Annotated in this window: 32 protein-coding genes and 1 pseudogene; 16 read left to right on the top strand and 17 right to left on the bottom strand. The window is 64.5% G+C overall.

Translation table 11 applies throughout. The features are described 5' to 3' along the window. The first annotated feature begins 49 nt into the window (after nucleotides 1-49). From BLQ77_RS02385 to BLQ77_RS02375, 3 genes are read left to right on the top strand one after another with little or no spacing between them, the layout of a single operon-like run. Complete coding sequence (locus BLQ77_RS02385; protein WP_008884984.1) at nucleotides 50-1,153, top strand: ABC transporter ATP-binding protein; 1,104 nt, start codon at nucleotides 50-52, stop codon at nucleotides 1,151-1,153. After that, nucleotides 1,150-2,532, top strand: coding sequence for an ABC transporter permease (locus tag BLQ77_RS02380; protein ID WP_089954950.1), 1,383 nt, complete (start codon nucleotides 1,150-1,152; stop codon nucleotides 2,530-2,532). The genes BLQ77_RS02385 and BLQ77_RS02380 overlap by 4 nt, the downstream gene beginning before the upstream one ends. Continuing rightward, nucleotides 2,529-3,416, top strand: a complete 888-nt coding sequence (locus BLQ77_RS02375; RefSeq protein WP_089954946.1) for an ABC transporter permease — start codon at nucleotides 2,529-2,531, stop codon at nucleotides 3,414-3,416. Before BLQ77_RS02380 ends, BLQ77_RS02375 begins: the two co-directional genes overlap by 4 nt. Nucleotides 3,417-3,610: 194 nt before the next feature. Here BLQ77_RS02375 and mnmA read toward each other — a convergent pair whose 3' ends face one another. After that, nucleotides 3,611-4,753 carry a tRNA 2-thiouridine(34) synthase MnmA gene (gene mnmA, locus BLQ77_RS02370; RefSeq protein ID WP_089954944.1) on the bottom strand — a complete coding sequence of 381 codons (1,143 nt, stop codon included), beginning with the start codon at nucleotides 4,751-4,753 and terminating at the stop codon, nucleotides 3,611-3,613. 126 nt (nucleotides 4,754-4,879) lie between these two features. Between mnmA and sciP the strand changes: the two genes are divergently transcribed. After that, the gene (gene sciP, locus BLQ77_RS02365; protein ID WP_089954941.1) at nucleotides 4,880-5,179 is read left to right on the top strand and encodes a CtrA inhibitor SciP; all 300 of its coding nucleotides are present in this window, start codon (nucleotides 4,880-4,882) and stop codon (nucleotides 5,177-5,179) included. A 115-nt stretch (nucleotides 5,180-5,294) separates the two neighbouring features. After that, nucleotides 5,295-5,831 (top strand): annotated as a pseudogene (locus BLQ77_RS02360) (response regulator transcription factor); the annotation flags it as partial. Nucleotides 5,832-5,885: 54 nt separating this feature from the next. Here the strand turns inward: BLQ77_RS02360 and BLQ77_RS02355 are convergent. From BLQ77_RS02355 to BLQ77_RS02300, 14 genes are all read right to left on the bottom strand, one after another. Then, complete coding sequence (locus BLQ77_RS02355; RefSeq protein WP_089954937.1) at nucleotides 5,886-6,893, bottom strand: tyrosine-type recombinase/integrase; 1,008 nt, start codon at nucleotides 6,891-6,893, stop codon at nucleotides 5,886-5,888. Beyond that, the gene (locus tag BLQ77_RS28650; RefSeq protein WP_165617012.1) at nucleotides 6,890-7,066 is read right to left on the bottom strand and encodes a hypothetical protein; all 177 of its coding nucleotides are present in this window, start codon (nucleotides 7,064-7,066) and stop codon (nucleotides 6,890-6,892) included. Before BLQ77_RS28650 ends, BLQ77_RS02355 begins: the two co-directional genes overlap by 4 nt. After that, entirely contained in the window at nucleotides 7,066-7,368 is a 303-nt protein-coding gene (locus BLQ77_RS02350; protein ID WP_089954933.1) for a DUF4326 domain-containing protein, read from the bottom strand. Before BLQ77_RS02350 ends, BLQ77_RS28650 begins: the two co-directional genes overlap by 1 nt. Next, a complete protein-coding gene (locus tag BLQ77_RS02345; protein ID WP_089954929.1) occupies nucleotides 7,365-7,634 on the bottom strand; it encodes a hypothetical protein in 270 nt (89 codons plus the stop codon). The genes BLQ77_RS02350 and BLQ77_RS02345 overlap by 4 nt, the downstream gene beginning before the upstream one ends. Continuing rightward, on the bottom strand, nucleotides 7,631-8,149 hold the full coding sequence (locus BLQ77_RS02340; protein ID WP_089954926.1) for a hypothetical protein: 519 nt from the start codon (nucleotides 8,147-8,149) through the stop codon (nucleotides 7,631-7,633). The genes BLQ77_RS02345 and BLQ77_RS02340 overlap by 4 nt, the downstream gene beginning before the upstream one ends. 25 nt (nucleotides 8,150-8,174) lie before the next feature. Then, nucleotides 8,175-8,360 carry a hypothetical protein gene (locus BLQ77_RS02335; protein WP_089954922.1) on the bottom strand — a complete coding sequence of 62 codons (186 nt, stop codon included), beginning with the start codon at nucleotides 8,358-8,360 and terminating at the stop codon, nucleotides 8,175-8,177. Next, on the bottom strand, nucleotides 8,357-8,803 hold the full coding sequence (locus BLQ77_RS02330; RefSeq protein ID WP_242661605.1) for a hypothetical protein: 447 nt from the start codon (nucleotides 8,801-8,803) through the stop codon (nucleotides 8,357-8,359). The genes BLQ77_RS02335 and BLQ77_RS02330 overlap by 4 nt, the downstream gene beginning before the upstream one ends. Beyond that, nucleotides 8,800-9,018, bottom strand: coding sequence for a hypothetical protein (locus BLQ77_RS02325; RefSeq protein ID WP_008883287.1), 219 nt, complete (start codon nucleotides 9,016-9,018; stop codon nucleotides 8,800-8,802). Before BLQ77_RS02325 ends, BLQ77_RS02330 begins: the two co-directional genes overlap by 4 nt. A gap of 61 nt (nucleotides 9,019-9,079) precedes the next feature. Then, a complete protein-coding gene (locus tag BLQ77_RS02320; protein WP_089954914.1) occupies nucleotides 9,080-10,069 on the bottom strand; it encodes a DUF2303 family protein in 990 nt (329 codons plus the stop codon). Between the two features lie 24 nt (nucleotides 10,070-10,093). After that, nucleotides 10,094-10,516 (bottom strand): YfdP family phage-associated protein, encoded by a 423-nt coding sequence (locus BLQ77_RS02315; protein WP_089954910.1) that lies wholly within the window; start codon nucleotides 10,514-10,516, stop codon nucleotides 10,094-10,096. Between the two features lie 93 nt (nucleotides 10,517-10,609). After that, the gene (locus BLQ77_RS28385) at nucleotides 10,610-10,855 is read right to left on the bottom strand and encodes a hypothetical protein (protein ID WP_131821981.1); all 246 of its coding nucleotides are present in this window, start codon (nucleotides 10,853-10,855) and stop codon (nucleotides 10,610-10,612) included. Further along, nucleotides 10,852-11,187: a hypothetical protein gene (locus tag BLQ77_RS02310; protein WP_089954906.1), complete on the bottom strand. Its 336-nt coding sequence runs from the start codon at nucleotides 11,185-11,187 to the stop codon at nucleotides 10,852-10,854. The genes BLQ77_RS28385 and BLQ77_RS02310 overlap by 4 nt, the downstream gene beginning before the upstream one ends. A 160-nt stretch (nucleotides 11,188-11,347) precedes the next feature. Then, nucleotides 11,348-12,415 (bottom strand): type I restriction endonuclease, encoded by a 1,068-nt coding sequence (locus tag BLQ77_RS02305; RefSeq protein WP_089954902.1) that lies wholly within the window; start codon nucleotides 12,413-12,415, stop codon nucleotides 11,348-11,350. Between the two features lie 78 nt (nucleotides 12,416-12,493). Next, nucleotides 12,494-13,147, bottom strand: a complete 654-nt coding sequence (locus BLQ77_RS02300) for a S24 family peptidase (RefSeq protein WP_242661604.1) — start codon at nucleotides 13,145-13,147, stop codon at nucleotides 12,494-12,496. A gap of 70 nt (nucleotides 13,148-13,217) precedes the next feature. On the opposite strand from BLQ77_RS02300, the gene BLQ77_RS02295 reads away from it, so the two are divergent. The 8 genes from BLQ77_RS02295 (at nucleotide 13,218) to BLQ77_RS02260 (ending at nucleotide 17,094) form a co-directional block, all read left to right on the top strand. Beyond that, the gene (locus BLQ77_RS02295; RefSeq protein ID WP_089954898.1) at nucleotides 13,218-13,418 is read left to right on the top strand and encodes a hypothetical protein; all 201 of its coding nucleotides are present in this window, start codon (nucleotides 13,218-13,220) and stop codon (nucleotides 13,416-13,418) included. After that, nucleotides 13,415-13,744 carry a hypothetical protein gene (locus BLQ77_RS02290; RefSeq protein WP_131821980.1) on the top strand — a complete coding sequence of 110 codons (330 nt, stop codon included), beginning with the start codon at nucleotides 13,415-13,417 and terminating at the stop codon, nucleotides 13,742-13,744. The genes BLQ77_RS02295 and BLQ77_RS02290 overlap by 4 nt, the downstream gene beginning before the upstream one ends. A 250-nt stretch (nucleotides 13,745-13,994) precedes the next feature. After that, nucleotides 13,995-14,417 carry a helix-turn-helix domain-containing protein gene (locus BLQ77_RS02285; protein WP_131821979.1) on the top strand — a complete coding sequence of 141 codons (423 nt, stop codon included), beginning with the start codon at nucleotides 13,995-13,997 and terminating at the stop codon, nucleotides 14,415-14,417. Beyond that, entirely contained in the window at nucleotides 14,414-14,680 is a 267-nt protein-coding gene (locus tag BLQ77_RS02280) for a hypothetical protein (RefSeq protein ID WP_131821978.1), read from the top strand. Before BLQ77_RS02285 ends, BLQ77_RS02280 begins: the two co-directional genes overlap by 4 nt. Then, complete coding sequence (locus BLQ77_RS02275) at nucleotides 14,677-15,024, top strand: hypothetical protein (RefSeq protein ID WP_089954884.1); 348 nt, start codon at nucleotides 14,677-14,679, stop codon at nucleotides 15,022-15,024. The genes BLQ77_RS02280 and BLQ77_RS02275 overlap by 4 nt, the downstream gene beginning before the upstream one ends. Before the next feature lie 176 nt (nucleotides 15,025-15,200). Then, nucleotides 15,201-15,833, top strand: a complete 633-nt coding sequence (locus tag BLQ77_RS02270; RefSeq protein WP_131821977.1) for a helix-turn-helix domain-containing protein — start codon at nucleotides 15,201-15,203, stop codon at nucleotides 15,831-15,833. A 14-nt stretch (nucleotides 15,834-15,847) separates the two neighbouring features. Further along, a complete protein-coding gene (locus BLQ77_RS02265) occupies nucleotides 15,848-16,429 on the top strand; it encodes a hypothetical protein (protein ID WP_089954877.1) in 582 nt (193 codons plus the stop codon). After that, on the top strand, nucleotides 16,426-17,094 hold the full coding sequence (locus BLQ77_RS02260; protein ID WP_089954874.1) for a transcription termination/antitermination NusG family protein: 669 nt from the start codon (nucleotides 16,426-16,428) through the stop codon (nucleotides 17,092-17,094). The genes BLQ77_RS02265 and BLQ77_RS02260 overlap by 4 nt, the downstream gene beginning before the upstream one ends. A 159-nt stretch (nucleotides 17,095-17,253) precedes the next feature. Here BLQ77_RS02260 and BLQ77_RS28380 read toward each other — a convergent pair whose 3' ends face one another. Further along, nucleotides 17,254-17,724, bottom strand: a complete 471-nt coding sequence (locus tag BLQ77_RS28380; RefSeq protein ID WP_131821976.1) for a PIN domain-containing protein — start codon at nucleotides 17,722-17,724, stop codon at nucleotides 17,254-17,256. Between the two features lie 3 nt (nucleotides 17,725-17,727). Beyond that, entirely contained in the window at nucleotides 17,728-18,030 is a 303-nt protein-coding gene (locus BLQ77_RS02255; protein WP_131821975.1) for a hypothetical protein, read from the bottom strand. A gap of 548 nt (nucleotides 18,031-18,578) precedes the next feature. On the opposite strand from BLQ77_RS02255, the gene BLQ77_RS02250 reads away from it, so the two are divergent. The 3 genes from BLQ77_RS02250 to BLQ77_RS02240 form a co-directional block, all read left to right on the top strand. Continuing rightward, on the top strand, nucleotides 18,579-18,962 hold the full coding sequence (locus BLQ77_RS02250) for an HNH endonuclease (RefSeq protein WP_089954867.1): 384 nt from the start codon (nucleotides 18,579-18,581) through the stop codon (nucleotides 18,960-18,962). Between the two features lie 105 nt (nucleotides 18,963-19,067). After that, on the top strand, nucleotides 19,068-19,505 hold the full coding sequence (locus BLQ77_RS02245) for a P27 family phage terminase small subunit (protein ID WP_089954864.1): 438 nt from the start codon (nucleotides 19,068-19,070) through the stop codon (nucleotides 19,503-19,505). Then, on the top strand, nucleotides 19,492-20,531 hold a 1,040-nt coding region (locus tag BLQ77_RS02240), incomplete at its 3' end, for a terminase large subunit (protein ID WP_242661603.1). The genes BLQ77_RS02245 and BLQ77_RS02240, both read left to right, overlap by 14 nt.

Here is a 20,531-nt window from a genome sequence, read left to right as displayed (position 1 = left end):
CGCACCCGCGCGCGCTTTGCCGCGCGCGCGATCGCCACGGAGAGAGCCCATGCGCGGCAAGGACGTGACGCTGGAAGGCGTCTCCATCACCTATCCCAACGGTTTCACCGCCGTGAAACCCACGTCGCTCAGGATCGAGGCGGGCGAGTTCTTCTCGATCCTCGGCCCCTCGGGCTGCGGCAAGACCACGATCCTGCGGGCGGTCTCGGGCTTCAACGAACCCTCCGAGGGGCGCATCCTCATCGGGGGCGAGGACATGGCGGGCAGGGGCCCCAACGCGCGGCCGACGGCGCTGATCTTCCAGAACCTCGCGCTCTTCCCGCTGATGCCGGTGTGGGAGAACGTGGCCTTCGGGCTCGAGGCGCGCGGCATCGGCAAGCGCGAGCGCCGGGCGCGGGCGCAGGAGCTGCTGGAACTCGTGGCGCTTGGCGACCAGGGCGACAAGCTGCCGTCCGAGCTGTCGGGCGGCCAGCGCCAGCGGGTCGCCATTGCCCGCGCTCTGGCGGTCGAGCCCGCGGTGCTGCTGCTCGACGAGCCGCTCTCGGCGCTCGACCTGAAGCTGCGCCAGCACATGCGCGCCGAGCTGCGGGCGATCCAGAAGAAGACCGGCGTCACCTTCATCTACATCACCCACGACCAGGGCGAGGCGCTGACCATGTCGGACCGCATCGCGGTGATGAACAACGGCGTGATCGAGCAGGTGGGCACCGGCGACGATGTCTACTCGCGCCCCCGCACCGCCTTTGCCGCAAGCTTCGTGGGCGAGATCAACCGCATCGACGGCCGCATCGAGAGCGTCGACAACGGCACCGCGACCATCGCCACCGATCTCGGCCGCTTCCGCGCCCGCAACCCCGAGCAGCTGGCGCCCGGCGCGCAGGCCATGCTCTTTGTCCGCCCCGAGGCGGTGATCCCCGAGCATGGCGAGAACCGCATCGCGGCGCGGCTGGTCCGGCGCGATCTCGAGGGTGCCTTCCTCAACCTCTTCTTCGAGGCGAAGGGCGTCGAGTTCGCGGTGCACGTCACCAATGACGGCGCTGCGCCCGAGGTCTCGGGCGACGCGCCGGTCATGCTGGGCTTTGCGGCGAAGCAGGCGGTGATCCTGCCGACGGGTCCGCTGGCGCGCACCGGGCAGGAGCTCGCGGCGCAATGAGCGGGCTGTTCCGGGGATACGGCAAGGGGCTGACGCTCGTCTTCTTCCTTGCGGCGGCGATCTGGGGGCTGATGCTCATCGTGCTGCCGCAGCTCACCATGCTGGAGCGCGCGCTGACCGCGCCGCCGCGGGCCGCCGACAGCGCCGTGGTGCAGATGGTCGAGCGCGACGCCCGAACCTGCGTGTCGATCCTGCGCACCTACGACACCCCGGCCGAGAGCGGACAGGGCTCCGGCGGGCTCGCGGTGCCGTCCATGTCCGGCGGCATGGCGGTGCCCTCGATGTCGGGCAGCGCGGACGGGGTCGAGGCGGCCCCCGCGCGGCCCTACATCCTGCAATGCGCCCGCGCCACCACGCACCGGGCGCTGGCGCGGAGCGAGGCCGAGACGGTCTGGCTCGACGAGGCCTACGATCTGCCGCTGCTCGAGGTCTCCGAGACCGTGCCGCTGGCGGACCAGCAGGCCGCCGCGCAGGAGATCGCGGAGCTCGCGAGCCAGCTCTACGGCGAGCTGCGCGCGCAGGAGGCCAATGCCACGCCCTACACGCTCGAGAACTTCGCGGCGCTGGCAGAGGCCCGGCACATCCCCATGTCGGACACCCAGCGCGCGCTCGAGGATGCGAAGTTCTCGAACCGGCTGCTGTCTCTGACCGGGCTGCGCTTCGAACGTGACGGGCAGGTCTACCAGCGCATCGCGCTCATCACGCTGGCGCGGACGCTGGTGCAGGCGGTGATCGCCACCGCGCTGGCGCTGCTGCTGTGCTATCCCATCGCCTACAAGGTGGCGCTCGCGACCCCGCCGAAGCGGGCGGTCTGGCTCTTCCTCGGGCTGGTGATCCCCTATGCCATCGTCGAGCTCATGCGGATCTACGCCTGGACCACGATCATCGACAACGCCGGGCTGCTGAACGGCCTGCTCGAGTGGCTGGGGCTGATCGACAGGCCGATCCAGTTCAAGCGCTTCCCCGGCACGGTCTTCCTCGTGATCGTCTACACCTATGTGCTCTTCATGGTCTTCCCGATCTACAACGTCATGAACACCCTCGACAAAAACCAGATCGAGGCGGCGCGGGACCTCGGGGCCTCGCCGTGGCGGGTACACTGGCGGATCATCATCCCGCATTCCAAGCCCGGCATCGCGGTGGGCACCATTGCCACCTTCATGCTGGCGGCGGGGGCGTTCTCGGTGCCGCGGATCATCTCGCGCGGGCTGCAGGCCGAGTGGTTCAGCCAGACGATCTACAACAAGTTCTTCGAGAGCCCCAACGCCAACAGCGGCGCGGCCTACAGCTTTGCCTACACCATCGTCTGCTTCGTGCTGGTCGCGCTCTTCATGTGGATCATGCGGACGCGTCTCAAGGATTTCGCGAGGGTGCAATGACCGATCTTTCCGACACCGGCGCCCGTCAGCACCGCGCCCGCGGGCCGCGCTTCCTGACCGCCGACGGGCTGCTCACCGCCTACACGTGGGCGTTCCTCGCCTTCATGTTCGTGCCGCTGCTGCTGATGATCCTGTCGTCGTTCAACGACGCCTCGCCGCCCACGGTGACCGACTGGCGCGGCTTCACCGGCAAGTGGTACGCCTTCTTCTGGATGCCCGAGGAGGCGCTGCGGGCCGACCCGGTCCTGCGCGCCATCGACCGTGAGCGCTTCATCGGCTGCCTCGGAAACTCGCTCTACGTGGCGGCCATCGTGGTGCCGATGTCGCTGATGCTGGGGCTCGCGGGGGCGGTGCTGCTGACCCGCTGGCGCTCGCGCGCGAACGGGGCGCTCTGGTGGGTGCTGCTGTCGCCGATGCTGGCGCCGGGGATCGTGCTCGGCCTCTCGGCGCTGGTGTTCTGGAACCGGCTCGGGGTAGATGCGGGGCTCTTCACCATCATCATGGCGCAGGTGACCTTCATCTCGGGCTACCCGATGCTGATCCTGATGGCGCGGCTGCAGCGCCAGCCGGTGGAACTCGAGGAGGCGGCGCTGGATCTCGGCGCGACGCCGTTCCGGGTGTTCCGGCGGCTGACGCTGCCCTATCTCGCGCCGGCGCTGGCCTCGGCGGCGGTGATCGCCTTCATGGCGAGCATGGAGAACTACAACACCACCATGTTCGCCAAGGGCGCGGCCTGCACCTTCGCCACCGAGATCGGCGCCATGGCCCGCAACGCCAACGGCCACCCGCCGGTGATCAACGCGGTGGGCACGGTGATCATCCTGCTGACGGTGGCGGGCGCGGTGGCGCACACGCTGCTGAAGCGGAAAGATCAGGGGCGGTAGGGCCAGAGCTCCGGCGCGGAATCAAGGCCGAAGACCGCCGCGCATCGCCGGTCCGCCCCCCGGGCCGGCGATCTGGCTGAGCTTGGTGCGACGTGTCGAGGTCTTTCGGACGTGGCCGGGATAAATCGCGAGGTTCCAGGCGCGCATCGCCATCCCGCGGACCGGCGATGCGCGGCTCGCGCCCGGCCCGGCGCTCAGTGCCCGCGCCAGATCCAGCCGCCGCCGAAGATGCGGCTGCTCTCGGTGTCGTAGAAAACGCAGGCCTGACCCGGCGAGACACCTTCCTCTGCGACCATCAGCTCGACCTCGGCCTCGGTCTCCGAGATCGGACGGATCACCGCCTCGCGCGGGGGACGGGTGGAGCGCACCTTGACCGACACGTGCCATTCCTTGCGCGAGGTGAAGGGCTCGTCGCCCAGCCAGTTGATCTCGCGCACCGGCACCGTGCGGGTGGCGAGCAGCTCCTTCGGCCCCACGATCACCTGTTTCTTGTCGACGTCGAGCTTCACCACGTAGAGCGGATCCGACAGCCCGCCGATCCCCAGCCCCCGGCGCTGGCCGATGGTGTAGTGGATGACGCCGCGGTGCTCGCCGAGCACACGGCCGTCGACATGCACGATCTCGCCCGGCTCGGCCGCACCCGGCCGCAGCTTCTCGATCACGCTGGCATAGTTGCCGTCGGGCACGAAGCAGATGTCCTGGCTGTCCGGCTTGTCCGCCACGCTCAGCCCGTATTTCGCAGCCAGCGCACGGGTTTCCGCCTTGCTCTTGAGGTGGCCGAGCGGGAAGCGCAGGAACGACAGCTGCTCGGGCGTGGTCGAGAACAGGAAGTAGCTCTGGTCGCGGTTGGCATCCGCCGCCGAGTGCAGCTCGGGGCCGCGATCGCCGACCATGCGCTGGATGTAGTGGCCTGTCGCCATACAGTCGGCGTCCAGATCCTTGGCGGTCTCCAGCAGGTCCTTGAACTTCACCCGCTCGTTGCAGCGGATGCAAGGCACGGGGGTGGCGCCGCCGAGATAGCTCTCGGCGAATTCGTCGATGACGGCGTCGCGGAAGATGTTCTCGTAATCGAGCACGTAGTGTGGGAAGCTCATCTGCTCTGCCACGCGGCGGGCATCGTGGATGTCGATGCCGGCGCAGCAGGCGCCCTTCTTGGCCAGCGCCGCGCCGTGGTCGTAGAGCTGCAGGGTGACGCCAACGACGTCGTAGCCTTCCTCGGCCAGCATCGCCGCCACCACCGAGGAATCGACTCCGCCGGACATGGCGACCACGACCCGCGTCTCGGACGGGGGCTTCGGCAGGCCGAGCGAATTGAGTTTCGGGGCATCGAGGGGCATGACGGACTCCTGGGGAATTGGCCCGGAATATAGGAAAATGCGCTGCACTCTCAAGGGGCGGTTTTAGATGCCGTTAAATTGAGCAGGGTCAAATAGGTCCCAGCCGGAATGACTGGGACGACGACGATGTACCTCAAGAAGATCGATGGCCCCCGTGCGGTGAACATGCCGGACGGCTCCATCATGACCCGTGCCGACCTGCCGCCGGTCGAAACCCGGCGCTGGGTGGCCTCGCGCAAGGCCGCCGTAGTGAAGGCGGTGCGCTTCGGTCTTCTCTCGGAAAAACAGGCGCTTGATCGCTACGGCCTCAGTTCCGAAGAGCTGTCGGAATGGATGCGCGCAGTGGCCTGCCACGGCGAAGAGGCGCTCAAGGCGACGCTGGTGCAGCGCTTTCGCGCGACCGGTCACGAAAATTCTGATCAGTAGGCTATAAGTGGCAACCGCAAGTTGAAATTGCTCCATTACCGGCTACAGTAAAGAAGCATTAACCTATTTCCGACAGGGTCGGGTCAATGGGACAGAACAAGCGGAGAACAGCTCAATGCGCATCCTTCTGGTGGAAGACGATCCGACCACGTCGAAGAGCATCGAATTGATGCTGACGCATGCCAATCTCAACGTTTATGCCACCGATCTCGGCGAGGAAGGCATCGACCTGGCCCGGCTCTACGATTACGACCTGATCCTGCTGGACCTCAACCTGCCCGACATCAACGGGCACGAAGTGCTGCGCCAGCTCCGGATGTCCCGAATCAACACGCCCATCCTGATTCTCTCCGGGGCCGACGACACCGAGAACAAGATCAAGGGATTCGGCTTCGGCGCCGACGATTACCTCACCAAGCCCTTCCACCGCGATGAGCTGGTGGCGCGCATCCACGCCATCATCCGCCGCTCCAAGGGCCATTCGCAGTCGGTCATCCGCACTGGCAAGATCTCGGTCAACCTCGACGCCAAGACGGTCGAGGTCGGCGGCAAGGCGGTGCATCTGACCGGCAAGGAATACCAGATGCTCGAGCTGCTCTCGCTGCGCAAGGGCACCACCCTGACCAAGGAGATGTTCCTCAATCATCTATATTGTCACTTATGGTGCTGATATTATTGTAAAATATTTTTGCGTTTCAAATCCGTTTCAGTGTTCGCTTTTCGTATTCGTTCTGTCCCGGCGCGCTTTCTGCGCCTCTTCGGCTCGCGCCCGCTGCACGGCCGCGCCAGCATAGAGCCGGATCATGGTCGCATCCGCGTGGCCGGTGATTGCCTGGATGTGCTCGTTCGTCATGCCGGGGATGGACGCGATCTCGGTCGCGGCGGCGTAGCGAAGCGCGTGAATGTCGTAGTCTTCCGCGCCGATCTTCTTGCGCACTGCCATGATGTCCTTGTGCGCAAGCTGGTAGCTGATGCGTCGGCCGTCGTCGTGGCAGATGATGAACAGCCCCTTGCGCTTCTCAGCATCAAGAACGGTCCGAAGGCGGTCTGTGAGAGGGATGTAGAGCTCTTTCTTCGTTTTCCCCTGAGTGAGGGGGAAGCCGTCCCCGTCGAGATCAGACCAGCGCAGGGACAGCACGTCATTGATGCGTTGTCCGGTCCCTAGCAGCATCTCGAAGAGCAGCAGTGTTCGGCCTTCAGCTTCCGCGCGGAATGCTTCTATGAGGTCGACGGGCCAAGGCTTGCGCTTCCTTCCAGCTGGGTCCAGCCGTTCGACCCCATGCGCCGGGTTACGATCAAGCCATCCGATCTGGATACCGTAGTTCAGCAGCGCAACGAGTGTGTCGAGCTTCCTGTTTGCATCAGTCGGCTTGTCGGCTAGTGCATCCCGCATCTCGTAGACATGAACCGTTCTGAGCTTGGCCGGGTCAACATTTCCGGCGGTCTCGCTGAGATAGAGTAGGTGCCGCTCGTGCCCGCGCCGCGTGTTGTGCGCGTACTTCGCCCACTTCGGCGAGCGCATCCAAAGTTCAATCAGCTTGGATATGGTCTGTTTCGGCGTCGCGACACGACCCCGCATCAGGCGGGCGTAGTCTGAGGCGAACTCGGCAGTGCCAGGCTCGCTGTGGATACGCTGGCAGATCCCGCCACGGACGAAGTAGAGGTAGCCCTTCTTTCCTCGGGCGTAGACGTAGGCGGGGAGGCTTCTCTTCACTTGCGGTTCCAGTTCACGAAGTCAGGCTCGTCGCCGTTCCGCTCGGCCGCGGTGGGCGCTATCTTGTAGACGCGGGACTGGTGTTCGATGGTGATGGTGACGCCGGTATTCTGGCATACCTGCGCAGCCTCTGTGAGCCATTTCGGCGGTTCCGGCTGGTGAGGCGTTGGCATCACTCGCGCTCCCTGTTCGCGATTTCAAGCAACACGTCGGCGTGGCACGGGCCGTCCAAGGGACACCAACACGCGAGATCCTTGCCGCGTAGCTCGCGTCTAACCTCTTCGACGAAAGCTGACTTTTCCGGTCGCTTCATCAGCTCGCCGAACAGGCTCGCCAACATCGCTCGGTCAACGCCACGACCATCGCCCTGGTAGGGATTGCCCCATTTCGACGGTCTCGCGACCACGACAGCGTCGGGGTGATCTTTGCGCCAGCCGCCTTTGCGTCGTGTCATCTGAATGCGCTTCGGCATCATTCGCGCTCCTCCTTGGCGGCACATGCCGCACACGCCGCGTCTCCGGCGCTATCGAGCGTCGTGGCCGGATCCGCGCAGATCTCACACCGCGCGTCCGCGAGCTCCACGAGGCGCTCGAGCTTTTTTACCCGATCGGCAGCCGCATCGCGCTCGGCCGTCACGGCCCGCAGCGCGTTGGTGATCTTCTTCACCCGGCTCGGTGTCGCACCGTGCTCGGAGATGTCCGCGATGAGCCGCTTCATGCGGTTGGTGGTGGTGTTGGTCATGCCTGCGTCGCCTTGCTGCTCTTGGCGCGCCACTGGGCCTCGCTGTCGCCGAGGCGAAAGTCGAGCTCTTCCTCGGTCTCGACGTTGAGGTGCATGTCGTTGGCAAGCTCGCGGTAGACGTAGTTCCACCAGTCGCGGATCAGCGGGTCTGGGTGCTTGTAGCCGATGATCTCTGCCGCGTGCATGAAGTGCAGCTGGAAATGGTGGGGCAGCTCGTCTAGCGACTGCAGGTATCTGTCGAAGACCGGCTGCATATGCACGGTCCAGCTTTCCTCGTGCGGGATCGCCGGCGACCAGCTGTAGCTCGGCCCGGTGAAGCTGCCGCCCCGCGGGTCGTAGGGGTTCTCGAACACGTTGTGATCCAAGGCGCCCAGCAGCACGCAGCGGCGGAACCAACGGATCATGTACTTCGACGGGTGATACTTCGCGACGCCGTCCGGCCCGCGGATCGCGGTCAGCAGCACGGTCTGCTGCATGCAGGTGAGGGCGTGGGTCCATTCCTGGGTGACGATCATGTTTGCCTCCGACGATTGTTTGATTTCAGCCTTCGCTGTCCGCGAGCGCGCGCATGTCTGCGGCGACCAGACGGTATGCTGCCCCGAGAGCAATTCGGTTGGCGGTCATCGGGTCAGCTGATCCGAGCTGGGAGCAGTTCAGCTTCTGGTCCGCGATGTGGTCCAGGTAGTCGGCGATCTGCCGTTGCTGTCCGCGTGTCGGGGTGGTCATGCCTCCACCTCCACGCTTGCCGCAACCAGGTGCCCGCAGTTTGCCCTGGCCAGCGCCTCGGCCACCGGCGGGCAAAAGCACTGTGGTTGATCCGAACGGATAGGTCTCCCACGCTTATGCCCTTCCGGGCGTGAATTGGCAGAATCGTTCAACTCTGACAGGTATATAGGTGTCCGTGAGTGGTTGGTTTGGTACGAGTGCCCAGCGATATGTTGCATCAGTCTATTGCGGCTGGAGCTCCGGGCGACGGACATCGATTTTCGAGTATCATCGGTCCCGGCCGTGGTTGTAGCCACGTCCGGGACTTTTGATTTCAGTCGCGACTTCATCGCCTCGGTGCGCTTCACCTCGCGATCGATGGCGTCGGTTTCGAGGTTCTCGTCGGACAGGCGCTCGAGCTGGGCGAAGAGGTGGTTGTTGAGATCGGTGAGCTTGTTCTTCATCCGTCCCACCCCGCCGCCTTGATCGCGGTCGCGATGAGCCAGCCGAGGCCCCAGATCGCTCCGAGGCCGGTGAGTCCGCCGCCGATCAGGACGATGCTCCATGCGGACATCCTGCTGGGCTCATCCGGGTACTCGGCGAGCTTCTCGATGAAGCGCCAGAATGCACCCTTGGGCTTCTCGGCGCAGGTCCGCTGGAAATAGTCTTCGCTGTGCATGGATGTCCTCCTGCGCTGGTGACCATCGCAACGCCCCGCTGCCGGGGCGCTGACATGGGCATCAGCTGGATTCGGGGTGGCCCTGGAAGATGGGGAGCTCGGTGGCGTCGGCCGCGATCTTGAGCGCCTCGTCGAAGGCGGCTTCGAACGCCCTTTCCGGGTTGTAGATCGACAGGATGAACTTCACGGCGGATCCCGACTTCCGGTAGCGGAAGCGCACCGGCATCCGGTAAGGGGCGCCGTTCAGGAACACGGGGATCGTGATGATGATCAGGTTCGGCACGCTGAGCGGCTTGCCGTCGGCGTCCTTGTGCTCGTTGAGGAACTGGATCTCGCTCTCGCCGGTGTCGCGGTTGGTCTTCACCGTCAGGTCGCTGGTCTCGTAGACCTGGAAGCGGCGCGACATCGCGAGCAGCTGGCCCAGCTGGCCGTAGCGGCCCTCGATCTGCCGCGCTGTCTGGATCAGACGGTTCTCCCAGGGCTGGTTCTTGTCGTTCTCGGTGAGCGCCAGCACCGGCGGCGTCGGGTCCATGATGTCCTTCGCGTTCGCCTCGATGAACTCGCCCATCTCGTCCTTGTCGAGGGCGCGCCCCGAGATCCCCATCCACGCCTGCCACTCCTTGGAGAGGGGGAAGCCGTAGACCGCGCGGTGGTGGCAGTGCCGCGCGGTCGGGTCGCCTTCCGGGTTCAGGGGGTCGATGGCGCCGGCGCCGTGGTAGTCGGCGATGCAGGTGAGCGTGGGAGCGCTCATCTCAGGGTTCGCGAAGAGCGCCGAGGTGTCGCCCTTGAAACGATTGGCCCAGAGGATGAGGCTGTCGAGGTCCTTGAGCTTCGCGGTGCCGCTCCGCCGCGCGGGTTTCAGGAACTCCAGAGCGGCGCGGTGGTGCGTCGTGAGGTTCTCGACCTTGCGGTGGTTGGGCAGCGTGACCAGGTGGGGCTTGGTAAGGTCGAGCCCATCCGGCGTCTCGACCGGGTCGTGGTGGCCGATGTCGGCCATGATGTCCCGCATCGTCTCGGCGGGGTTCTGCATGGGGATGAGGTCTTCGGACATCTGGTGTCTCCGTGGTTGGGGTGATCAGTCGACGTCGCGCACTTCGCCGGTCTCCGGATCGAAGTCGGTGACGTCCCGGACCGGTTGGTGCATGCGCGCCATCATCGGGCTGTAGAGGGTGAGCTCGCCCGCATCGTTGATGAAGGCGGCGGCGCTGCTCTTGGGCTTCTTCGGCGGCTTGAACTCGACCTTGGCGCCCATGCCGACATCGCCGGAATTGCCGACGGCGTAGTCGATCGTGATGCTCATGGAACCTGCGCAGCCCTTCGGCCCGTGCTCCTCGAGATGGTCCATGAGATCCTGCATCAGGCTCTGGTGGCGTTCCATCACGTCGGCGAGGAAGCTGCCGCCATCGAACAGGGTCAGGATCTGCTCAAGGCTGCGCATCTTGTAGGGGTCGTGGGGCTCAGGGCGGTTGACCTGCGCCGGGGGCTTCTTGTTCGCCATCACGGGGCTTCTCCTTCTGAACTGATGCCCCCTGCCGCGCGCATCGGCATCGCATTTGCGGCAGGGGGATGCGGGCACCTCGCCCGGCATGGGTTATCTCGGGGCGGCGATCTCGCCGCAGAGCAGGTGGGCCAGGCGGCGCGCCGAGGCGATCTCTGTGTCATCGTCGGAGAGTGCGATCACCGCGGTGCATGCCTCGAGCATCACGTCATCCGGGACGTCGTCGAGCTGCCATCCGGGTAGGGATCGAAGCTGCCGGGCATACCACAACTGGTCGCCCGGCAGCGGGACAGGCGCGGGTCCGTGAGTGATGGCTTGCGCTGTCGTGTGGGTGTTCATGCGGCCTCGCCGCCACCAAGATGGAGCTTGCGGGCGACGGCGGCGTGGATTGCCGGCAGGGCACGCTGGCGCCCGGCCTCGACCTCGGTCATCGCCGGCGTGGGCGGTTCGGGCTCGGGGTCGCCGTCGGTGATAACGTGCACGAGCGTCGGGCGTCCGGAAATGCGGGCTTCGAGGTCGTGGAGGCGGTTCCCTGCCTCGTGGGTAATTGGGTGTCCCTGCCGCTGCTTTGCGAGCAACCAGAAATCTTGGCGGGTGATGCGGTCAGCGGCGGCGGCCTCCGGGTTGGTCAGGAAGGCCGCCTCTTCGGGGAGAACGTACTTGTTCGGCATGAGTGCCTCCATCGGTTGATGAAGGCACGCTAGTGGGGTATTGATACCCCTGTCAATAGAAAAAGGGTATCAATACCCCATAATGAACGGCATCACATCGCGCCGGGGGCGGCGGCGGAGCGTTATGTGCAGCCTTTTGGCGTGCCGAGATGTGGGTTGGCTAGGTCTTCAGATAGCTCTGCACCACCGCTTCGATCGCATCGGCATGGCTGTAGATGTCGCCGGGGCCATCTACGCGAACCCTTGTTTCCGTTTTGCTCTCGTCAAAGAGCCCAATATTCTTCGTTGTCGCAGAGTTGAAGTATAGCCTGCAAATCGGGCGACGGTTGTTATCATCCATTAGGATGGCGCAGTAACTTTTGGCGTCACGAATGGTGATTCGGCTGACCGGGGTAAGCTTTGCGGCGATAGCGCGTACGATCATGAAGCCCTCGATCTCTTCCTCAGTGGTTTCGATTTCGGCTTGTGGAGCTTCATGTGTCGGCGTGGGCTTCGGTGTGGGGGCGGTATTTGAGCTGCCCAGTGTGATGCTTAATTTATCTTGGATCTGATTGCGTATGATCTCATTCAATGCGGCCTGAATGGCGGGCTTAAGCTGCTCGGACACGGACTTCGTTATCGGGCCCTCGTGGATCTGTCGTCCGACAAGCCGTACGAAGTCGTCATCCGGTTCGTTCATTTGCTGTGAAAGATAGTTGGCGGCTGCGCGCGTGTATTTCAGGTTGGACGCCGCTTCGACAATCGAGTCAATGGCAAAGCACTCCTTCTGGAAGCGGGCAATCTCCTGAACCTGTGCTCGGTCATGGTTTTGGAAGTCGAACTTAAAGAAAGGCTTGCTGTCCATCTTGTTCGGTTCATCTATGTCTGAGAAGAACCAGGCCTCCTTGCCATTGGTGAGTATGGCAAGGCGAGCTTCAGTGACGTGGAAGTATCTGAAAAGCTGGCTGAACTGAGTTTCGCCGAGCTTGCTGTTGATCGGCTTCGCTTCAACGAGCATGGCAATCTTGCCATCGATCTTGATCGCGAAATCGACTTTCTCACCCTTCTTTGTCCCGACGTCGGCGACGAACTCTGGCATTACTTCGTCTAGATTGAAGACGTCGAAGCCAAGGGATTGGATGAACGGGAGAACGACAGCGGTTTTTGTCGCTTCTTCGGTCAGGGCTTGGCGCTCCGCTGACTTCGATCTCGCAGCAAGGGTTTCCATCTGCTCAGCGAAACTGCTCATTCTTTACTCCTAACGATGCGATTCGGGTGCCGAATAAGCGTGAGATGCGCGTTCTCTGGGAGTCTAGGTTTTTTTGCGCTAGCCGTGCGATTTCCGAGCGAGGTCTGCTGGCCAATGAAGGCGGACTGCAGCGGCCCATTTAAGGCGCTTGTTCCACATGTTGTGCGCGCCAGGATTTAGCGAGATAAGGTGGAAGAGGCCTGGTTCATCGCCAGCCTTTACTTGCTTAACCCAGCCCATCCCGTCCTCGTCCTCCACAACGCAACGGTGCCCGACTACGTCATCCGGTACGCCGTCGTGGCTGACCCGGGTATAGAAGAGAAGGTCGCCGTCGCTATAGATCGGCTCCATGCTGTCGCCTTCGATCTCTACTGCGACCACGCCAGATGCCGATAGGCCCGGAGGGCACTCAACCTGAGGGCCGTCGCCCTTCAAGTAGGCGTCAAAGACGGGAACCTTGGCGCCAGCCCCAACCTTGCCTGCTATCGCAATTGTCTGGGGGTGTATCAGGCTGCCGTCCATGAACTGCTCGTAAGTCCCGCCGAATGCCCTTGCGATGAGATAGGCGTCATCAGCATTCGTTGTTGCAGTTCGTCCGCGAGCCACCTGTTTTAAGCGCTCATACGGGATACCGGTCTCCGAAGCTAAGCTGCGGACGGAGCGCCCGGTCACAGCAAGGGCGTGTTGTAGCGCTTCGATGAACGTGCGGGCCATAGCGATTTTGTCAATCATGGCGTCCGGCTTCGCTAGGGGTGCAAATTACCCTTGCCAGATGGGGTAGCAATACCCCATAAACCTGACCATGGAGCAGTTGATCGCAGAAGTTGAGGCCTACGCTGCCTCGGTAGGACGTACCCCGCAGGCGGTGCTGCGCGATGCCATAGGCGCGGGCTGGCGAGAATGGGGATCGTGGAAGTCGCGAAAGTCGAGCCCGACGATGACCCGCGTCGACAAGCTGCGTGAGTTCATGGCCGAGAATCCCCCGACCGAGGACGCCGCATGACAAACAATCTGAAACTCGTCGTATCGAATGAACCATGCGGCGACGCTGACTCAGTGTTCCCGCGCGTGTCGCGGTCCAAAGCTTTGGACCGATACCGGATGCAGGTCATCGCGGCCGAGATCTGGTCGGACTGGCTGCGCGGCGCCTTTCGGCGCCCTGAGGATGTCGCCGGGTTCTTCGAGGTGCGAAACAGCACGGCCTGGAACTGGTGGAACGGCACGACCCGCCCGACCGCCGACAAGGTGATGATCGCAACGCTGGAATGCCCCGGCTTCCTGGATCACCTCGCGGCTGTTGTCGCGGCGGACGCGAAAAGGGCGGCCTGATGCCTGCCCGTTCCGGTTCAAGACTTTCGTACGTCCGGCCTGTCCGGACCTGCCAGGCGGGGGAACAGGCCCTCTGCCACCTCACGCGCGGGGCGGTGTCCCACGGTGGCCACCTCTCTTCCTCCGAGGCCACTCCGCCTCGCGCGTCCTCTCAGATCTGGAGCGCCGCCGGGACCCGGCGCAGCTTCCTGTCAGGCCTTGCCCCGGTGTCGCCCACGGCACCGGGGTCTTTCATGCCGAGGGCGCCGCGGTGACGGGGTCGAAGGAGAATGCCCGTCGTCGGGTCGAGAGCTGGGAGGAGATGGAGCTCCGCCACGCTGCCGAGCGGCGTGAAAAGCTCGCCGAGCTGATCGGGACCATGACCTCGGAAGGGCTGCAGGTGCTGGCGGATCTCCCCATAGAGGCGACAGACATCATCGCGGCGCGGGTTGCCGCCAAGCATGGCGTGAAGCTGGCCGTCATGCGCGGCCCCTCGCGGATCAAGGCGCTTGTCGTCGCTCGGCAGGAGGCCTTCCTGGTCATGAGCAGGGCAGGGCTCTCATCGCTCGAGATCGGCGACTACTTCAGCCGGGACCCCAGCACGATTCAGCACGGCATCACCGAGGCGCGCGCGCGGGCCGCGAAGGCGAAGCTGCGCGTGCAGGTGGCGATCAGCCTGGCGGGTGCGGCATGAGCGCGAGGCGGGCCCACATCACCCAGAGCGTGACCGTCCCCTTCGGCCATCTGATCCTGCGCCTTGTGCGGCTCGACTGCGGGTCGCGCGGCTGGTCGCTGCGACCGGAGGGCTTCGAAGGCGGGCCGCCGGTGGTGAACGGCTCTCTCGACGGGCCGTCCTTCGATGCATTCGTTGCCGATCTCGAGACCGCTGTCGCGAGCCTTCGGCAGTTCCGAGATGCGACGGAGGTTGCCGTGCAGGATCGTGAGGGGCTGCCATGACGTGGCTTGATGAGGCCGATTCCGAGCCGGTGCCGCGCGTGATCATCGCCGCCACAGCGGTCGCGATGTGTCGCGGCGGGCTGGTGGAGTGCGTGGAGCTCGCGGGGCATCTGAAGATCGCGCTCTGCGCCTTTGCCGACCGGGCGCCGCCGTCGGACGTGAGTGAGGCGGCGGAAGCGGCGTGCGACCTGGTCGACGCGGTTCGGGACGGCAACGTGCCCGTCTTCGACCATCGGCGGGATCGGCTTGGACGGGCGCTGGCGCGCTACTGGGCGGCCCGAGCGCGGGACCCGACCATGGGCGGACAACGAATTCCTTCTCACGTGCCACGTGAGGGGGGCTGAGCGGGGGACCGGGGCGCAGATCCCTGCCCCCGCGAACAGAACGACAAGCAGGCGGTCCGTTCGGATCGCATCACCCGCGTTGCGGCCCGAAGAGGTCGTGCGCCGAACCTGTCGAGAGGTGTGTCGTGGCTCATGCTGCGAGAGAATACGAGTTTGCCGCTCCGGAGGGCACCAGGTTGATCGGGCCCGACGAGTGGCAACACCAGCGCTTCGGCTGGCTCGAAAGCGTTCGGCGCGACCCGGACCTGAGTGCGCAGGCGCAGATGCTTGCGCACGTCTTCGTGCTCGACTTCGCGAACAAGCATACCGTCCAGTGCGACCCGTCGATCCCGGCCCTGGAGGCGCTGACCGGGCGCTCCCGCTCGACGATCAAGCGGGCGATCTCGGAGCTTGTCGAGGCCGGATGGATGACCCGGATCACCGGTCGCGGGCGGGGCCGGGCGAGCGGGTACGGCTTCCTGACGCGGGGACGTGTCGTTGCCCTAAAAGGGTTCAAATCAGGCCCACTAAAAGGGTCGCGATCTGAACCCTTATACGGCTCTCAAAAGGGGTCAGATCAGACCCAAAAAGGGGTCAAATCCGGACCCGCCTATATAAAGGCAGAACCATGTAAAAACCATGGGGCGCGCGCGACCGCGCCGAAGCCTTCCGAAAACCCCATGGTGATCCGCGATGCCGAGCGCGCCGTCGAGCGCTTCCGGGACGGGCATGCCGATGCCCTCTCGGACCTCAGGCCGTGGATCCTGGACCACATCCTCGCCGCGAACCTTCTCACGCCGCAAGAGCGTGAGCGGTCGGGCCTTTGCTGAGAAAGGGACGGACGATGACCGACGAGCAGACCTCGAAGACCGAGACCAAGCGGGACCGGGTGCGCCGCCTGCTGATCGACCCGCTGACCGAGCACGGCTTTCGCAAGCCCGGCGGCGTGTCGGCCGAGCGCCACGCGAAGTTCCTGAGGGATCTCGCCGACGAGCTGAGCCACATGCACGATGAGAAGCTCGAGGATCTCCGCGCTGCGCTCAGGTATCGCGGCGAGGGCAAGGACCGGCGGGGCTGGCCGCGCATGGCGACGATCATGCCGCTGGCCGAGGCGGCGCAGCCGCGCCCGCTCGAGGAGGTTCCGGCGCTGACCCGCTGGTTCCGGAGCGCTGCCGGCGCCGAGGCCCATCGTGAGAACCGCCTGCTGGCCGAGTTCCGGTTCTGGGAGAAGTTCAAGCGTCCGCCGCTCAAGGATGGCGAAAAGCGCATGGTCCGCGAGAAGGCGCGCGAGCTCGACAGCGACTACCGCGTTCGCGCGGACCGGGAACGCCGCGGTGTAGCGAGCGACGATGATCTGCAGTGGCTTGCCTGGCATCGGCGGGACGAGGCGCGCGCCTTGGCACTGCTGCCGGAGGGCGTGGAATGAGCGCGCTCGGTTCGAACGGGAAGCGGACATCGGGCGAGGCGGTCCGTCCCTACCTCGGTCTCCGCGTTGGCGATGCGGTCCCGACTGAGGGCAGTTCGGTTGCCATCTTCGACCGAGGCGAAAGCGCCTGGTACGCGCTGCTCTGCCGGCCGCAGCAGGAACGCCATGCGGAAAGCTGGCTGGCGGCGCGCGGCGTCTATGCCTTCCATCCCGTCACCTCGCGTCGGACCCGGATGCGGGGGAAGCTCCGGGAATACGAGCGCCGGTACTTGCCTGGATACGTCTTCGCGCGCTTCGACGGCATCCCCATCCCGCACCGCGTGCTAAGCTCGCCGTTTCTCACCGGCGCGCTCTGCCGGTCGGATGGTCAATGGGGTGTGCTCGGGCCCAAGCGCCTGGCCGCACTCCACGAGATGCGTGCGCGGGATCTGCGGCAAGAGGACGAGCGGCAGGAGCAGAAGCGGCGGGCTGCAGCGGCAGGGCGCGTGCGGGCCGGGGATCGGGCCATGTTCCGGGCGGGACCGTTCGAGGGTATGCCATGCGAGGTGGTCGAGATCGACACCGTTGGCGGGGTCAAGGTGCGCTTCGACCTGTTCGGTCGTGAGAATTCCGTCACCACCACGGGCGAGACGCTCGTGGGGCTTGCGGTGGGGAGCAGCACATAGCGCGCTCCCCGCCGCACGCGGCCCATAGCCGCCCTTCGTGCCAGGTGCCGCGGATGACTGGTGTCAGACCGGAAGCGGAGGGTCCAGCGCAGCGATCCACGCTGAGTTGGTGCCGTGCGTCAACGACGATACAGACACACATCGTGGTATTCTGTTGGTTTACCTATTTGAAGGAGTGCGCCAATGCATGATATTTACGCAGTCGACCTCAAGGCTTGAAAGTCGATTGTACAATTCCCAGTCTTGCGTAAAGACTCTAACCTTCTCTTTCCTCAGTCGAGGAACACATGAGATAATTGCTGCATCGGCAAGCCCAACTTCCATATATTCAACGATTTTAACAACCTCGATACTAGGCAGATATATCTCTTCAAGGCTAAGGATGTAGGCACTCAAGGCACTCGCGGCATTTTTAACCGCTTGTTGTTGCCCTGATCCCAAATGATTAGAAGCTTCGGTCAGAACATTCGGCAATGAAATATGATTACTCAAATCTTCAATCTCTGCGACGAGCCTCTGGAACATTTTTAGATTATGATTTTTAGTCTTACCCGTCCCAACAAGATCAGGCTGCACAGAACCACACAGGAACAGGACCAGTGGCCCGCTATCCAGCAATACAGACCCCAAGGTTCAATCCATCTTCTTGAAGCTGCCCTCGTTCCCTAAGTGGATATGCCGCACCTCTCGAACCGTTTTTACGGTTTTGCTACCAAATCCAGACAGGGCTGCCATGGCTCCGGCAGTGGCTGGCTCAGATGTCTCCTGACGTTTCCCATCGAAGCCAATCGAGACAATCCATCCATCTTCTTCTGGCTCCAGACCTTCTAACAGTACACCGTCCAATCGATTGCCGCGGTTCACAAACCTATCAAAATAATCGAACGCTTTCTCAACGATCGCATCCACATCCATTTCCTGCCGTTCTTCCGCCATGAACATAGCCCTTAACCCGAAAATATGGACGCAGTTAGGTCATCTGAAATGACAGTGCCGCAGCGCCCGTTCCCGAAACATCTCTCCCCCGTGAGGATTGTTCAAGGGCACTCTTCGGTTGCACGTCGTAATAATGCCACAGCGTCCGGTTCCTGCGCATCTCAGCTATCCGTGCGCGGCGCAGCCAACGGCAGCTCTCCGCCCTTCGTGTCGGCGCCTGGCGTCAAACCGCGGCAAGCACGGAGGTCTGCTCAGCGCTGCCTGTGCGGCAGCTTCGGACGCTGGCCAGCGGCTCGCGATCCATGCCATCCGGCGATCGGGAGTTGACAGCACGGCGGTGCGATTCCTATGTTCGCCGGAACAGGCCTCATTCTCCGAGTGCTCTCCCGCGGAGGGACAGATACCGGAGAGGGTGGGCGGCGAGGATGGGTTGAACGCCACGTCCGACACGCCTTCACTGTGTCCCGAGCCTCGCCATCGTGCGGGGCTTTTTCGTTTTCAAGCTGTGGGCATGGATCTGTTCATCATGCCGGAAGCGGTGCCCCGCCATGCGTAAGCTCTGCGCCGCCCCTGGCTGCGAAGAGATCGCACTGCCAGGCAGGCCGCGCTGCGCGGTTCACCAGGCGGAGCAGGATGGCAGGCGCGCGGCGCAGAAGGCGGCGGCGCAGGCCACGCCGCACGCGGCGGCTGCGCGGGCGCTCTATGCCGATCCGCGCTGGAAGGTGGCGGCGCGGCGGTTCCTCGACCGGCATCCGCTCTGCGTCGATTGCGGCGAGCTGGGCGTGGTCGAGCCCGCGACGGACGTCGACCACGTGGTGCCGCACAAGGGCGACCGAGTCCTGTTCTGGGACCGGTCGAACTGGCAGGCGCTCTGCCACCGGTGCCACAGCCGGAAGACGGCGCGCGAGGTCTGGCACGGGGACCGGGGGTAGGTCAAAAATCCCGGCCGGACGGCGCAAACCGACGCCCCAACCTTTCTTTCCGCACCGGCGGAATTGAGCAAAAAAGCCCACCTTGAGCAGGACAGGAGATTGGTCATGAAGGGACGCAAGCCGACCCTCGACAATGTCGTGCCCATGCGCGGCGATGCCCCGAAGCCGGTGCCCGAGCCGCACGACCTGATGTCCGACGGCGCCAAGAAGGTCTGGCAGGAGCTGGCGCCGGAGCTGGTGCGGATGGACCGGCTGAAGCCGCATTACGAGCACATGTTCGTGGCTTACTGCGAGTCGGCCTCGGACGTGATCGAGCTCACCAGCAACATCGTGCTCGAGGGCCGCACCTATTCGGTGGCGACCCGCAACGGGGTGCAGCAGAAGAAGACGGCGAACTGGCAGGCGCGACAGGATGCGCTGGCCAACATGCGCCAGCTGGGCGCGCTCTTCGGCCTCTCGCCGGTCGATGACGCGCGGCTGGCGACCGGAGGACAGGGGGATCTCTTCGAGGAGCTCCTGCGCGGGATCCGTGGAGGCAATTGATCATCCCGTCAGCCGCTACGCGCTCGACGTGATCGAAGGCGAGGTGGTGGTGGGGCCTCTGGTGCGCATGGCCTGCGAGCGGCACCTGATGGATCTCGAGACCGGCGCGGATCGCGGCCTGGTCTTCGACACCGAAGCCGCCGACATGGTGATCCGCTTTGCCAAGGTGCTGCGCCACACCACGGGGCCGATGGCCGGCGCCGAGCTGGCGCTGCAGCCCTGGCAGGTGTTCCGGCACGGGTCCGTGTTTGGCTGGAAGCATGCCGAGACCGGGCTGCGGCGGTTCCGCGCGACCTATCACCAGGTGGCGAAGAAGAACGGCAAGACCACGGACACGGCGGTGCCGATGCTCTTCACCCAGCTCTTCGACGGCGAGGGCGCGCCGCAGGGCTATTGCGCGGCGACGACGCGAGACCAGGCGGGGCTGCTCTTCAACGAGATCAAGCGGATGATCCGCGGCTCGCCGGCGCTCTCGTCGCTGCTCGACGTGTTCAAGACGCAGATCCAGTCGCCGCGCACCAACGGCTACATCGCCGCGCTCAGCCGCGACGGCAACAGCGCCGACGGCATCAACCCGCACTTCGCCGCCCGCGACGAGGTGCACCGCTGGACCGACAGGGAGCTCGCCGACGTGGTCACCAACTCGATGATCGCCCGCGCCCAGCCGATCGACTGGGCGATCACCACCGCCGGCGCCGACCGCGCCAGCCTCTGCGGCGAGATCCGCACCTATGCCGAGCGGGTGCTGCGCGGCGACGTGCGCGACGACGCCTTCTTCGGCTTCGTGGCCGAGCCCCCCGAGGATGCCGACCCCTCGGACCCGCTGACCTGGGCGATGGCGAACCCCAATCTCGGTGTGGCCTTCACCGAGACCGACTTCCGGCGCATCCACGACGAGGCACAGGCGATCCGGGGCAAGATGCCGAACTTCCGCCGGCTGCACCTCAACCTCTGGACCGAGGGCGCGCAGAGCTGGATCGGCCGCGATGTCTGGGACCGGGGGCTGGCGACCGCGCCCTTCGATCC

The organism is Salipiger thiooxidans (genome assembly GCF_900102075.1).
Lineage (GTDB): Bacteria > Pseudomonadota > Alphaproteobacteria > Rhodobacterales > Rhodobacteraceae > Salipiger > Salipiger thiooxidans.
This window is presented reverse-complemented; position numbering and strand designations above follow the sequence as displayed.